Annotated in this window: 9 protein-coding genes and 1 pseudogene; 4 read left to right on the top strand and 6 right to left on the bottom strand. The window is 65.2% G+C overall.

Going from position 1 to position 14,676, the window contains the following annotated elements; translation table 11 throughout:
• Positions 1-47 precede the first annotated feature (47 nt).
• Positions 48-353, bottom strand: a complete 306-nt coding sequence (locus CK224_RS30110) for an ETC complex I subunit (RefSeq protein WP_066999298.1) — start codon at positions 351-353, stop codon at positions 48-50.
• A 287-nt stretch (positions 354-640) separates the two neighbouring features.
• Between CK224_RS30110 and CK224_RS32420 the strand changes: the two genes are divergently transcribed.
• The 3 genes from CK224_RS32420 (at position 641) to CK224_RS30095 (ending at position 4,752) form a co-directional block, all read left to right on the top strand.
• Entirely contained in the window at positions 641-1,612 is a 972-nt protein-coding gene (locus tag CK224_RS32420) for an NAD(P)H-dependent oxidoreductase (protein WP_095784319.1), read from the top strand.
• A 131-nt stretch (positions 1,613-1,743) separates the two neighbouring features.
• Positions 1,744-2,913 (top strand): NAD(P)/FAD-dependent oxidoreductase, encoded by a 1,170-nt coding sequence (locus CK224_RS30100; protein WP_095784328.1) that lies wholly within the window; start codon positions 1,744-1,746, stop codon positions 2,911-2,913.
• Between the two features lie 336 nt (positions 2,914-3,249).
• Complete coding sequence (locus CK224_RS30095) at positions 3,250-4,752, top strand: PAS domain S-box protein (protein ID WP_176478062.1); 1,503 nt, start codon at positions 3,250-3,252, stop codon at positions 4,750-4,752.
• Between the two features lie 69 nt (positions 4,753-4,821).
• Here CK224_RS30095 and CK224_RS30090 read toward each other — a convergent pair whose 3' ends face one another.
• Entirely contained in the window at positions 4,822-5,250 is a 429-nt protein-coding gene (locus CK224_RS30090; protein WP_095784317.1) for a hypothetical protein, read from the bottom strand.
• A gap of 440 nt (positions 5,251-5,690) precedes the next feature.
• On the opposite strand from CK224_RS30090, the gene CK224_RS30085 reads away from it, so the two are divergent.
• The gene (locus CK224_RS30085) at positions 5,691-6,011 is read left to right on the top strand and encodes a hypothetical protein (RefSeq protein WP_128373245.1); all 321 of its coding nucleotides are present in this window, start codon (positions 5,691-5,693) and stop codon (positions 6,009-6,011) included.
• Between the two features lie 44 nt (positions 6,012-6,055).
• Here the strand turns inward: CK224_RS30085 and CK224_RS30080 are convergent, their stop codons facing one another.
• From CK224_RS30080 to CK224_RS30065, 4 genes and pseudogenes are all read right to left on the bottom strand, one after another.
• Complete coding sequence (locus tag CK224_RS30080; protein WP_095784316.1) at positions 6,056-7,783, bottom strand: SEL1-like repeat protein; 1,728 nt, start codon at positions 7,781-7,783, stop codon at positions 6,056-6,058.
• 43 nt (positions 7,784-7,826) lie between these two features.
• Positions 7,827-9,233 carry an HlyD family type I secretion periplasmic adaptor subunit gene (locus tag CK224_RS30075; RefSeq protein ID WP_095784315.1) on the bottom strand — a complete coding sequence of 469 codons (1,407 nt, stop codon included), beginning with the start codon at positions 9,231-9,233 and terminating at the stop codon, positions 7,827-7,829.
• A 79-nt stretch (positions 9,234-9,312) separates the two neighbouring features.
• Positions 9,313-11,619 carry a peptidase domain-containing ABC transporter gene (locus tag CK224_RS30070; RefSeq protein WP_245426340.1) on the bottom strand — a complete coding sequence of 769 codons (2,307 nt, stop codon included), beginning with the start codon at positions 11,617-11,619 and terminating at the stop codon, positions 9,313-9,315.
• 237 nt (positions 11,620-11,856) lie between these two features.
• A pseudogene (locus tag CK224_RS30065) lies at positions 11,857-14,676 on the bottom strand (hypothetical protein); the annotation flags it as partial.

Here is a 14,676-nt window from a genome sequence, read left to right as displayed (position 1 = left end):
TACGCAATTCCGGACGGAAAACCGCTGTGCACTTTTGCTCGGATTGGTCAATGGGTCCAGGGCGTCCTGCGGTCATAGCGGAAATTGTCCGAATAGGAAATCTGCCGGCGCTTCGGCTCCTTCGGCTCCTCGACACGATAGGCAATGCCCTGCTTCTCGGCATAGGCGACCGCCTCTTCCCTGGTATCGAAGGTGAGCCGCACCTGGCTCAGCATATCGCCGGACGAGGTGTAACCCATCAGCGGGTCGATCTTCTTGCGCTGGGCTGGATCGAATTCCAGCACCCAGTGGCCGGTCTTGGCCTTGCCGGACTGCATCGCGGTTTTGGCTGGGCTGAAAATGCGCGCGGACATGGCCACCTCTTTGCCGCCCGAAGACCGGGCAATCATTTAGCCGCGCGCCCAAAAGGCCGGAACCCTCGACCGCGCACCAGCCCGTCAATACTGTGCAACGGCGCCGGCGGCAAGGCCATACGCAGCCAGGGCTCGGCCAGCGGAGGGCGGAACCTCGCGCTAGCCCGGACATTAACCGAAAAGAGAGGCGACCAGCACAGCCGCTCCGACCAAAGGTCCAAGGTCGCGGGCCGTCGCCCTGTGCGCCTTGCGTCGCGATCCCCGTCAACAAGCCTGGACAGTCCGCCATGACCATGACAACCGAACATCCCGTCCTGCAGCTGGCCCTGCTTGTCGGCAGTCTGCGGGCCCAATCCTACAGCCGCAAGATCGCCAAGGCGCTGGCGGCCCGCGCACCGGATTCGTTGCGCTGCCGCTTCATCGAGATCGGCGAGCTGCCTTTGTATAATCAGGATCTCGACGGCGAGACGCCGCCTGCCGCCTGGTCGGCGTTCCGCGCCGCCATCGGGGAATGCGACGCGGTGCTGTTCGTCACGCCGGAATACAACCGTTCGATCCCGGGCTGCCTGAAGAACGCCCTCGACGTCGGCTCACGCCCCTCTGGCAAGAGCGTCTTCAAAGGCCTGCCCGCCGGCGTCGTCAGCGTCAGCCCGGGCAAGATCGGCGGCTTCGGTTCCAACCAGGCGCTCAGGCAGACCTTCGTCTTCCTCGACATGCCGGTGATGCAGCAGCCGGAGGCCTATATCGGAAATGTCGCCGAGCTGCTCGACGACAGCGGCGCGGTTAAGAACAGCGACACGGCCGCCCTCCTGAAAGATTTCATCGAGGCGCTGGAGACGTGGATCAGAACCGTGCGGCCGGGCGGCTCGTCCTTCGACGCCTTCATGAAGCAGCGTGAGAAGATCGCCGAGGATTATGTCAACGGCAATGCTACGTCGTTGAAGGCAATCGTGACGCATAGCGAGCCGGCCACCTTCTTTTCGCCGCGCGGCGACCATCTCGAAGGCGCCGATGCCGTTGCCGGCCGATACGAGCGCGACGCCGCCAGCTTCCACCAAGGCGGCAGCACCGACATCGAGGTGCTGCAGGCCTCCGCGAGCGGCGATCTCGCCTTCTGGACTGGACTGCAGCATGCGAAGGCGCGCATGGGCAAGAACGGACAGCCGGCCGAGATGACCTTGCGGGTGACGGAAGTGTTCCGGCTGGAGGACGGCGCCTTCAAGCTGGTGCATCGCCACGCCGACCCCGCCAACGGATAATCTCCCTATCCGCGACACAATGCCGGGCTCTTTGCAACCACGGCCTATTCCCATTGCCTCGTCAGCGGCATATGTCGGATACATGGCCGTGGCACGTGAGAGCCATGACGACGATAAAGACAATAATGGGCATGGAAGCGGAAATCTCGTCGGATTGGACCGGCGAGCCGGCGATCCTCGAAGGCGCGATCGTGATCGGTGCCGGCGCGGCCGGATTGGCGGCGGCCTACGCCCTGATCGAAGCCGGGATCGCCACCGAGATCCTCGAGCGCGAGGGGCGGCTGGCCGAGCCCTGGCACCACCGCCATGAGAACCTGCATCTCAACACGCATCGCGACCTCTCAACGCTGCCCGGCGTTTCATTTCCGCAAGGCACGCCCGCCTTTCCGCACCGCAGCGCGGTGATCCGCCTGTTCAACGACTTCGCCCAGACGCACCGGCTGCCGATCGCCTTCGGCGTCGTCGTCGAGGAAATCGATTTCCGCGGCGATCACTGGCTGGTGAAGACCAGCACGGGACCGCGAGCGGCGCGCCACGTGGTGATCGCCACCGGGCGCGACCGAGAACCCTTTATCCCGGCCTGGAAAGGCATGAAGGATTTTTCGGGCAAGATCGTCCATTCGGCGCATTTCGGCCGGGCGAGCGACTATGCCGGGAGAAAAGTGCTGGTGGTCGGCGCCGGCAATTCCGGCTTCGACGCGCTCAACCATCTTTCCGGGGTCGAGACCGGGCAGATGTGGCTCTCGGCGCGCAACGGGCCGTCGCTCCTGCCCAAGCGCATCGGCAAGATCGCCGTGCATCGTTTCTCGCCCGTCATGGCGAGACTGCCTGCCCGGCTCGCCGATGCGGTGATGGCGGCGACGCAGCGGCTGGTCTTCGGCGATCTCGGGAGGTACGGCCTGCCCCCCGCCCCGTCGGGCGGCGCCAGCCGCCTCGGCTCGGACTATACGGCGATCGCCGCCGATGACGGTGCGGTCGACGCGATCAAGGCCGGCCGCATCATCGTCGTGCCGCAGGTCAAGGAATTCAGGCACGACGGCGTCGTTCTCGAAAGCGGCCAGTCGATCGCGCCTGACATCGTCATTGCCGCCACCGGCTACCGCACCGGGCTGGAGGCGATGGTGGGCAGGCTCGGGGTGCTCGATGCCAAGGGGGTGCCGCTGTTCAACGGCCCGGCGAACGACCCGAAACTGCCCGGCCTCTGGTTCACCGGCATGCGGCCGAGCATTCGCGGCTGCTTCGCCAATGCGCGCATCCAGGGCGCGGCGATCGCCGGCAGGATTGCCAAGCAAAGGCGCTGAGGCGCCAGTCTGCGCGCGAGGCTTCCGTTTTGGGCCGGCCGCGGAAGCTTTATATGCCGCGAGCGTCGGAGTGCGGCGCGGCCTGAGTAGCGCACCTGATTTGGGACCGCCGGGGCTTAGGCGAATTGCCATTTGGCTCAAGCCGCTAGACGGGCGCCGCTCGCGGCTCGTCGGCGACACCAGCCGCCGCGCCGCAAGGCGACAAGTCCTATTGCGAAACCGCGCAAAGCGCATATTGTCGAGCATGGTCGGGGATCGTACCCGGCGGTCGAAGGGGGCGATCGACGCGGTGCTGCGTTAGGCGATTGGGTCAAGGACTCGATGCAGCAAGGGGCTATGAGTGTTACGGCCACAGGGCGCGGCCAGCGTGAGCAAGCCGACGGCGATATTGCCCGCGAGCAAACCGTCCTCTTTCGCCTCACCGACCGACTTTACCGCGCCCATGGCCTCGTCGAGATCTACGATGCGGCCCTCGATGCCATATGCGACGCCCTCGGTTCGTCGCGCGCCTCGATCCTGAGATTTGACAACCACGGCGTCATGAGCTTCGTCGCGTGGCGCTCACTGTCTGAAGAATACCGCAAGGCTGTCAACGGCCACACGCCGTGGACAAGCGATCAGCGCGACGCCGAGCCCATCTTTGTCGAGGATATTCGTTTCAGCGGTGAATCTCAGCAACTCATCGACACGGTCCTCGGCGAAGGCATCGAAGCGCTGGCCTTTATCCCGCTTGCCAGCTCCCGCGAGCTCATCGGCAAGTTCATGGTCTACTACCCAGCCCCCCATAGCTTCACCGATCGTGAACGCGAACTTGCGTTGACCATTGCCCGCCAGCTCGGGTTTGCGATCGAACGGGACCAGGCGGAAACCACTGCGGCGCGGCTGAGCGCGCTTGTCGAATCCTCGGATGACGCGATCATCGCGACGGATCCCGACGGCATCGTCACGGACTGGAACGGTGGCGCCGAGCGGCTCTACGGCTACCCCCGCGCGGAAATTGTCGGTCGTTCGCTCATGTTGTTGATACCGCCCGATCGCCGGAACGAGGACCGGGATATTCTGGCGCGCATTCGAGATGGAGAGCATGTCGAGCATTTCGAGACCGTTCGCCTGCGCAAGGACGGCAGCATCGTTCCCATCTCTTTGACCGTTTCCCCCATCGCGGACGCGTCGGGCGCAATTGTCGGTGCCTCCAAGATCGCCCGCGGCATCTCCGAGCGGCTGCGCGCGCAAGAGCAGCGGGAGATACTGCTCCGCGAGATGGACCACCGTGTGAAGAACCTCTTCGCCATCGCAAGCTCGATCGTCAAGTTGAGCGCCTCGGCCGCCGAAACGCCGGCGGCGCTCGCCTCGATCGTGTCTGACCGCCTCGGCGCCTTGGCGCGTGCGCATGCGCTGACGATGCTCACGTCTGGTGGCCGCTCTGCTCAGGTCTCCACGAGCCTGCATACATTGGTGAACGCGATCCTCGCGCCATACCGCCATGTGGCCGATGAGCATCCCCGCTTCGCGATCACCGGCATCGATATTCCCGTGCCCGCGGCAATGATCACGCCACTTTCCCTCCTGCTGCACGAATTCGCCACCAACGCCGCCAAACATGGCAGCCTCTCGGCGGCCGCCGGCTCAATAGAGATCGCTTGCGCCAATCGGGACGGCAAGGTGCTTATTCAATGGCGAGAGGTTGGAGGACCAGCTCCCGTCGCAACCGAAGAAGAAGGTTTCGGGAGCCGCCTGGTCCGCGTCGCCGCGAGCCAGCTTGGCCAAGTCGAGCGAAACTGGGACCCGGCCGGCGTCACTATCGAGGTCACGCTTGACGGCGAAAGATTTTCTGCCTGACGACCAGAAAGGCCGAGCTGAGGTGGGGATCTCCTCGGTCGGGTCGACCAATCGAGCATGACAGTCGGGCTAGCTCATGTCCCTAGCGGCGTCTTCGATCAGCTTGACAACCAAATTGCGAAACCTCTCGCCGGACCTGTTCCCTATATTTCCAACATCCTCAGCGACCATACCGGGTGAAGAAACCGAAACCTCCCCACTGACGTGAACGTTGACGGTGAATAGCCTTCCGGCGGTGTTTTTCACTTCCGGCTTTCGGTAGATTCGAAACCGAACAGAGGGCGTCAGCGCTTTGTCACGGCCCCGCGGTGCGGTGTCTATGTCGATCGTCATCTCCCCCGACACTTCTGCCTTGGCCGCTACCAACGACGCAACAACGACATCGTCCAGCCAGGCCCTGGCTTGGGTGCCAAAATCCGGCACCGTGGCGTTCGCATCCTCCTTTTGCTGGCGAGGAGCTTTCTTGCCGCGCTCAAGGGCTTCTTTGAACTTAGCCACCTAATCGCCTCCGACTTGTCAGCCTATGAAGCTGTGCTCACAAGGGTCACCGCTCTGCCAATCAATAAAACGCGTGCCATCGCAGTGCGTTGCAATGACCGCTAACAAGCCTTCGCAGCGCGGTTGATGGGTCGACGGGGGCGACGCGGGAAACTTCGCTGGCAAGGCGCGTTCCTGGCTCGCCATCAGACGGCGCCGCCAGCAGGGCAAGACGCTGGATTGTCTTAGATCGCGCCGTCAGCGGCCATCGCAACGCGCATCGTCGAACGACCGCTGCTGGGTCGGCGACGATCGGGCGACCAGGGCTTTGTGCGCGCGTGACCGCTTGCGCCCCCGCCCGGCAGCCAGGTGGTACCTCTTTATCAATGCTTCACCATAGGAACAGCGGTCCCGGAACCTTTCTGATTGCTGCGAACTTCTGGAATTCCATGAATCCCAAAATGAAGGACTTCGGCATGAAAGTCACTGCAGCAGGCATCGACCGCATCAAGATCGGCAACGCCGACGCGAGTGGCCAGGGCGCGCATTTCGTCGTTTGGCTTTATCTTCAGGTCGACGAAGGCGGCACGCAAACCGGTCAGGAACTCGTGGTGTCGGTCCCGTACGACGCGCAGATGACGTTTGATGAAATCGCGACCCAGGCTTTCGAGAAGGCGCACGCCCTGCTTCTCGCCTGCTGCGAGATAGATAAGTCCATGTGGTGGAAACAGTTCAACCACAGCCTTGCGCCGCTGCCTGAGTGGACGCCCGGCGCGCAGTAGTGGGGGCGGGCTGATGCCGGTGGTGAATCGTGGCAATGAATACCTCAGCCGGCCAACTCGGAAAGTTCGTCCTCCGCTTCCTCAAGACCTTGCGCCGCCGCTCGCTCGAGCCAAAGGCGGCCGACTGCCGGGTAGTGCTCTCCGGCTAGGCCCTTCGAGAAATATCGGCCGAGCATCAGTTGGGCCTGCCCGTGCCCACGCTCGGCCGCGGCCGCAAACCATTTCTGCGCCGCCACGTGATCGACCGGCAGTCCCTCGCCGGAGCTCTGCAGCGCGCCGAGAGCAAACATTGCGCCGGCATGGCCGTCGGCAGCAGCCCGTCGGAACAGCTGTATTGCGGCTTCGGGAGAGCGTTTGCCTCCGCTGCCATTGAGCAGCATCTCAGCAAGTGCCACTTGCGCATCGAGCATGCCGCCTTCGGCCGCTTGGGCAAACCAGGCACGAGCCTGTTGCGCGTCGGCAGCCACGCCGCGCCCGTCCCTGAGAATGCGCGCATACATGTACTGAGCCTCAGCCACGCCTTCAGCCGCGCGCCTCAGCCATTGCGCGGCGCGAGTTTCATCCTGGTGCACGCCGACGCCTTTAGCGAAACACAGCCCGAGATTGAAGGCGGCGATAAGATCGCCCGATAATGCGGCTGCCTCGAACCACCCCGCTACGCTCGTGATATCGTCCGGCTCGCCGGCTCCCTGAAGAACAAGATTGGCCAGATCGACTTGCGCTGCCCGGTTCCCGCTGCTTGCGGCGGTGCGCAGCCAATGCGCCCCCTCTTGCTCGTCCCTGGCGACACCGTTTCCCGTCAGGTAGAGAGAGGCCAGCGCGCGAGCGGCGGCCTGGTGACCCCCCTCGGCCGCACGACGATACCAAATTGCCGCCTCTGAAAAGTCCGGCGGCCGGCTCTTCACGTTACGATCCCCGAGAAGATTCGCCGCCTCGACGTTGCCCGCCAATGCCGCACGCCGTATCCAGGCCTCTCCGGTCACAGGATCCTGATCGCCGAGGCTCCCGTCGATAAGCGCCAGACCCAATCGGAATTGGGCCGCAGGAAGCCCTTTCTCCGCAGCTGACTGGTATAATCGCGCCGCACCCGCAATGTCGCCTGCGACGCCGCGGCCGTGTTCGGTCAGGATCGCGAGAAGATAGATTGCCGTCGGCAAGCCAGCGTCCGCCGCCCGCCGGACCTCATCGGCAATCCTGGACCGGTCTGCCGACAAACCCCGCCGTGCCAGCGACAGGGCAAAACCAAGGCTTCCTTCGGCGCAGCCGGCCGCGGCCGACCGCTCGTACCACCTGTAGGCAGCATCCGCATCGCGCATTGGTTCGGGACCGCTGGTCAGGAGGTAGCCGAGGAGTGCCTGGCCGGTGGCGGAGCCCGCCTCGGCCGCCTTCGTGGCAAGATCGAGCGCTGACGCAAAGTCTGGCTCGCTCGTGGTGTCCTCCACGAACAACCGTTCCGATTCGGAGCCCTTGTCAGCTTCGGCTGCCGCCATCCCGGTCACGTAGAGCGCGGCGAGGAGCGCCTGCGCATCAGCGCTCCCGTGATCCGCTGCTCGCCGCAGCCAGCGCGTCCCCTCTGCCCGGCTCGGCGGCACGCCGGAACCTTCGAGATAGCAACGCGCGACCCGATACTCGGCATGACCGATGCCCGCACGCGCAGCCGCCGCGAAGAGCGGAAAGGCCTCGGTGGGCTTGCCATTTTCAGAAAGCTGGATCGCCCGGCGCAATGTTAGGGACGGGCTAGCCAAACCAGTCAGGCGATCCAGAATTGTCATCGAGGCCAGCCTTTGACTGCTCCGGTTCCTGTCGAGCTGCGGACTACGGCTCGCGCATCGCTTCCTGACCGATCGGGAGCATCACCCCAAGAATATATTTGAGCACCGTGCGCCGGCCGACCTGAACGTCGGCGGTCACCGGCATGCCGGGGGTGAGGGCAAACCCGGCGGGTACGTCATGCAGCGCGACCTGATCGATGGAAATGCGCGTCCGATAGAACGGTTCTGTGTTCGAGGGCAGCATTGCCAGCGAACTGTCTGGATCGCGGGCTTTCTCCTGAGCGGAGAAGGAATCCGGACTGAGCGTGCGGACGGTGCCGTGAGCGAGGCCGTATTGCGAATAGGGGAAGGTGTCGAACTTGATGACGACGGGATCGCCGACGTGGACGAAGCCACTGCTTCGGCCGACGACATTTGTCTCGATCTCGAGCGGCGCCTTGGCGGGCACCAGCGTGATCAGGCGCTCGCCCGACTGCAGGACCGAGCCGACCGACACTTTTGCCACGGACTGGACAATGGCATCTCCTTCGCTTTTCAGCTCGACCAGTTGCTTGCGCAGCTTTGCCTTGTTGAAGAGCTCGCGAGCGTCGGACATGCGAGAGCTCGCCTCCGACAAACCTTGCGAGACTTCCGCGCGCCAGCCTTGAATGTAGCCGGCGCGGTCGGCAGCCACCGCAGCCTGCTGGCGCCTGGCAGCTTCCGCCGTCTGCACGGCGTTGCCGAGCGCGCGCGACATTTCGGCCGAATTGTCCTCGGCTAGCAGGGTATTGAGGCGGCTCCCGACCTGCCTCTCTTCCAGCTGCTTGCGCATCTGTTCTATCGATGCCGCGACGGAGAGCCGCTGCCGGTAGCCAGCGGCATCAGATTGCGCGCGCGAGATCACCGAACTGAGTTCATCGCTTTGCCGATCGAAATTCTCCAGCTTGGCCTCGTAGACCGCCTTGCGGCGCTCGAAGATCGAGGCCTGCAGGGTCCAGCTGGGGTCGAGGCCGTCATGGTTGAACTCCTTGCCGTCGGCCTCCGCCTTCAACCGTGCCACTTCGGCCTCAAGCGTAGAGACCTGCATCGCCAGGGCCTGCAGGTCTGCTGAGGCGAAGGTCGAATCGAGGCGCGCAAGCAATTGGCCGGCCTGCACATGCTGCCCTTCGCGCACCTCGATCGAGCGGACGATCGCCGTCTCCAGCGGCTGCACTATGATGTTGGGCGATTGTGAAACCACGAGCCCCCTCGTCGTCACGACCTGGTCGACCGGTATCAGTCCGGCCACGGTGATCAAGACGATCACGAGGCTCGAAATCATCCATACGATACCGCGCGCCGCCCGAGGAATCGGCGCATTCGAGACTGCTGTCGACGGCCACTGGAACTCGAGTATGGCCGGCGTCGTCGGATCGTTCGTTTTCGCTCGGCCCCAGCGAGCCTGGCGGACGGTGAGCGAGGTGCTACTCATGGCTTACCGGACCTCGTATCCAACTCATCTTTGGCGAGAACCACCATTTCAATCTCGATCCCGCTGCGGCACGGCATCATCAAACCAATCGCGACGGTACGGCCGCGGGCCGCCCGCCGCGGTTATCCAAATGTCGGTTCTGCTGCGACCACAGCTGACGATAGAGCGCGCATCGTTCGAGCAGGACGGTGTGCGAAGCGACATCGAGAACCTTGCCCTGCTCCATAACCAGGATCTGGTCGCAGTCGGTGAGCGAGGACAGCCGATGCGAGACGATGATCATGGTGCGGCCGCTGGCGATGCGCATGAGATTGGCACTGACGACCGCTTCGCTTTCCGGGTCGAGAGCACTGGTGGCTTCGTCGAGAATGAGGATGGTCGGATCGTGGATGAGGGCGCGCGCGATCGCCAGCCGTTGCTTTTGACCGCCCGAAAGGTTGGGCGAACCTTCCTCGATGTAAGTGTCGTATCCGTTCGGCATGCGTTCGATGAATTCTTCCGCGCCGGCGAGATGCGCGGCACGCATGGCATCGGACAGCGTCAGGCCTGCGCGCCCGGCGATGATGTTGTCGCGGATCGAGCCGCGGAACAGAAAATTGTCCTGCAGGACCACGCCGAGCCCCTGGCGAAGATGACGCAGGTTGATTTCCTTGAGATCGACGCCGTCCAGCTTCAGGAACCCGCTGTAATCCCGGTTGATCCCCTGCAGCAGGCGCGCGATGGTCGATTTTCCCGATCCGCTCCGCCCGACAATGCCGAACATGGTCCCAGCCGGAATGTGGAAGCTGACCCGGTCGAGCGCTGGCGTCTTGGTACCGATATAGCTGAAGGTCAGATCGCTGAACGTAACTTCGCCGAGGAGCCTTGGCCGCAGACCGAGGGAGTTCGAACTCGTCTCCAACGGCCGGTTAAGGACCGATGCCGCCTCGCCGATCGCCGCCCCCACCTCCTCGTAATCTTCGATCAGCCGCACCAACCCGACCAGAGGTTGCGCGACGCGTTGGGAGATCATCATGAAGGCGAACAGACCGCCGACCATATAGCCGGAACTGTCGTTCATCGCGAGATAGGCGCCAATCAGCATGGTGCCGAGCACCATCACGCGTTCAATGGGCGTAACCAGGGTCTGCGGCCAGCTGGCGAACTGCCCGAAGGAGAGACGCGCGCTTCCCGCCTCCGCCACCTGCTCGTCCCAAAGCGCCTTGCGTTGCGGCTCGAGCCCAAGCGCCTTCACGGTCTTTATGCCGACAACGGTTTCGCCCAGCGCCGCCGACTTCCAGGTCTCGGCCTCGATCACCCGCTGGTACCTTCGGCGCAGCGGCTTCAGGAAGGCAAGGATGATCAGCATGATCACCGCTGCGCAGGCAACGACGATCCAGGCAAGCGTCACGTTGATATAGAACATCACCGGCAGCAGCACGCAGAGGGTGATCAGATCCAGGAACGTGCCGAGCAGTTTGCCCGTCAGAAACTCGCGGATCCGATAGACCTGCGCGAGGTGGTACATTGTCTCGCCAGCGGGATGGCGCTCGAAATAGTCGAGCGGCAGGCGCAGCAGCCGGCTGAAAACGTGCAGCTGCAGCTTGGTGTCCAGGCGGGCTCCGACGACGTTGATGATCAGTCGCCGCGCGTGGCCCAGGAGCGTCTCGTATGCGAAGACGACAGCGACGATGGCCGACAAGAGTATCAGCGTCGAGACACTGTTGAATTGCAATACCTTGTTGACCACCGTCATGACGATGAGCGGCGGCAAAATGGTCAGAACGCTGAGTGTGAAGGACGCGATGGCCACGTCGCGAAGCGGCCGGCTTTCGAGCCGCACCAGTTCGGCGATCCAGCGAAGGGTGAAAGGCGCATCCGCGGCAACATAGGATCGCGCGTTTCGCAGCAGCACCGCCTCGCCCGTCCACACCTGCGACAGGCGCAACTCGTCGACAGCGGTGGATGGACCATCGTCGGGCGCTTCCGGACTTTTGAGGAAGACCACGTTGCGCTCGGCGCTCGCCCCGGTGAGGAGACCGGCGCCGCCGTCGCTGAACAAGAGAACGACCGGTCCGGTATCTTGAAAGCGCAACAGGTGTGACCAGCGAACACGCACTGCCCGGGACCACATGCCGCCGTTCTGCGCCCATTCCGACAGGTCGGTAGCGCTTGGAAACGGGCCTGCGCTCGCTGCCCTGAATTCGTTCGGATCGAGCTCGATACCGTGATAGCGGGCGACCCGGAGCATCGCCTTGAGGCGCGGCCCGACCTGGTCGAACTCGGCGGGGCCACCGGGGCTCCGCCCCGTTTCGCTGGTGCCGCCGGGCATGCCGGTCGGGTCGGCCGCGGTCCCGGCACGCAGCTCCACAGGCTGGATTTCAGCACTCCCAGGAACGTTCACCATGGACTCGCCTTCGGGTAGGCAGGCGGTGGTTCGACATTGCCCGCGGCGGACCAGTCCCGCCGGAATCTCTGGTGGCGCTGATGATACTCCACGGCGGTCGGTCGCGCGAGCCCCTTAACCACTCGGAAAGGCCGAACGCGCAGGCCTTGCCTTTCGGCAAAGCCCGCGCGCCCGCTTCTCAGCTTTGGACCGGCTTCTATCGTCGTCTGTCCGGTCGCCATTCCTCTTCACTCATGCTCAGTCATGCGGCTTCAGAATGTCCTTCAGCGCCTTCTTCACCGTGTCGTCGCTGTTGGCGAAGCCGGCACCCTGCTTGTTCTGATCCGAGGTCAGGTCGGTGCTTGCACCCAACGGCTTGTTCTGGTTCTGACCAAATCCCCTGATCGTGGTGAGAACATTCAGGAGGTCGGTCGTCACCGAACCGGCGGCCTGGCTGACAAGCTGACGGAACGACGCATGGCTGACGGCATCACTGTCGGTCGAGCCGGATTGCAGGAACTGCGTCGTGTCCTTGAGCCCGAGCGAGTTGGCCGTGACCGCGGCGGTGCGATGGCCAGGCGAGCCATCGGCATCAGTGCCATCTTTGGGATGTCCCTTCCCAGGATTGCTGCTGTCGTTGTGGTCAGGATCATTGCCATGGCCGTTGTTGCCTTTGTCGCGATCACCGGTCTCGCCGCCGGGGCCGGTCGCTCCGGTCGGGCCCGTTGCGCCGCCCGGCCCAGTAGCACCCGTCGAGCCGGTTGCACCCGTTGCGCCGGTCGCTCCGGTCGCGCCAGTTGCTCCGGTAGCTCCAGTCGCACCGGTGGCTCCGGTCGCACCTGTCGAGCCGGTTGCTCCGGTTGCACCCGTAGCGCCGGTCGCTCCGGTCGAGCCGGTTGCTCCGGTCGAGCCCGTTGCTCCGGTAGCTCCAGTCGCACCCGTTGCTCCAGTCGCGCCGGTTGCTCCGGTCGAGCCAGTGGCACCCGTAGCGCCGGTCGCTCCAGTCGCGCCAGTTGCTCCAGTCGCACCGGTGGCTCCGGTCGCACCCGTCGAGCCGGTAGCTCCGGTTGCTCCAGTCGCACCCGTGGCGCCGGTTGCACCTGTCGCTCCGGTCGCACCTGTAGCGCCGGTCGAGCCAGTCGCACCCGTTGCTCCGGTCGCGCCGGTTGCACCGGTAGCGCCGGTCGCCCCAGTCGAGCCGGTGGCACCCGTGGCGCCGGTCGAGCCGGTCGCACCCGTGGCGCCGGTCGCACCTGTCGCACCCGTTGCTCCAGTCGCACCGGTTGCTCCGGTCGAGCCCGTGGCACCCGTAGCGCCGGTCGCACCTGTCGCACCCGTTGCTCCAGTCGCGCCGGTAGCACCCGTTGCTCCGGTCGAGCCGGTGGCTCCGGTCGCACCCGTCGAGCCCGTGGCACCTGTGGCTCCGGTCGCACCTGTAGCGCCGGTCGCTCCGGTCGCGCCAGTTGCTCCGGTAGCTCCAGTCGCACCCGTGGCTCCGGTCGCGCCGGTTGCTCCGGTCGAGCCCGTTGCTCCAGTCGCACCGGTTGCTCCGGTTGCACCCGTCGAGCCGGTAGCTCCGGTTGCACCCGTAGCGCCGGTCGCTCCGGTCGAGCCGGTTGCTCCCGTTGCTCCAGTTGAGCCGGTAGCGCCAGTGGCGCCCGTGGCGCCGGTCGAGCCCGTGGCACCCGTAGCGCCGGTCGCTCCAGTCGAGCCCGTTGCTCCAGTCGCACCGGTGGCTCCGGTCGCACCCGTCGAGCCGGTAGCTCCGGTAGCTCCAGTCGCACCCGTTGCTCCAGTGGCACCGGTAGTTCCAGTCGCACCTGTTGCTCCGGTCGAACCTGTCGAGCCAGTTGCTCCTGTCGCACCCGTGGCGCCGGTTGCGCCTGTCGAGCCGGTCGCACCCGTAGCGCCGGTTGCACCTGTTGCACCCGTCGCGCCGGTGGCGCCTGTAGCTCCGGTATCGCCGGTGGCGCCGGTCGCACCTGTTGCTCCGGTCGCACCTGTCGAGCCCGTTGCTCCTGTCGCACCCGTGGCGCCGGTTGCGCCTGTCGAGCCGGTCGCACCCGTAGCGCCGGTTGCACCTGTTGCACCCGTCGCGCCGGTGGCGCCTGTAGCTCCGGTATCGCCGGTGGCGCCGGTCGCACCTGTTGCTCCGGTCGCACCTGTCGATCCCGTTGCTCCGGTATCACCCGTAGCGCCAGTCGCACCTGTCGCGCCGGTTGCTCCAGTCGAGCCGGTATCGCCCGTGGCGCCAGTCGCACCCGTAGCGCCGGTCGAGCCGGTATCGCCCGTAGCACCAGTGGCGCCGGTTGCTCCAGTCGCCCCAGTGGCCCCGGTCGAACCCGTTGCTCCGGTATCACCCGTTGCGCCAGTCGAGCCGGTCGCGCCAGTGGCGCCGGTTGCTCCAGTCGAGCCGGTCGCACCCGTTGCACCCGTAGCGCCGGTCGCACCTGTTGCACCCGTCGAGCCCGTTGCTCCGGTATCGCCGGTAGCGCCGGTCGCGCCTGTGGCGCCGGTTGCTCCGGTCGCACCCGTCGAGCCCGTTGCTCCGGTATCGCCGGTAGCGCCGGTCGCACCTGTGGCGCCGGTTGCTCCGGTCGCACCCGTCGCGCCGGTGGCGCCGGTCGCACCTGTGGCGCCGGTTGCTCCGGTCGCACCTGTCGAGCCGGTGGCACCCGTTGCTCCGGTATCGCCGGTGGCGCCGGTCGCACCTGTCGAGCCGGTGGCACCCGTTGCTCCGGTATCGCCGGTCGCACCTGTGGCGCCGGTTGCTCCGGTCGAGCCGGTATCGCCCGTAGCGCCAGTTGCACCTGTTGCACCGGTTGCGCCTGTGGCACCCGTAGCGCCGGTCGCACCTGTGGCGCCGGTTGCTCCAGTCGAGCCCGTTGCTCCGGTATCACCCGTAGCGCCGGTTGCTCCGGTCGAGCCGGTATCGCCCGTAGCGCCAGTTGCACCGGTTGCGCCTGTGGCACCCGTAGCGCCGGTCGAGCCGGTATCGCCCGTAGCACCAGTGGCGCCGGTTGCTCCAGTCGCCCCAGTGGCCCCGGTCGAACCCGTTGCTCCGGTATCACCCGTTGC

The sequence above is a fragment of the Mesorhizobium sp. WSM3862 genome, from assembly GCF_002294985.1.
Taxonomy (GTDB): Bacteria; Pseudomonadota; Alphaproteobacteria; order Rhizobiales; family Rhizobiaceae; genus Mesorhizobium.
Note: the sequence above shows the minus strand (reverse complement) of the source record. Positions and strands in the feature narration are given on the sequence as shown.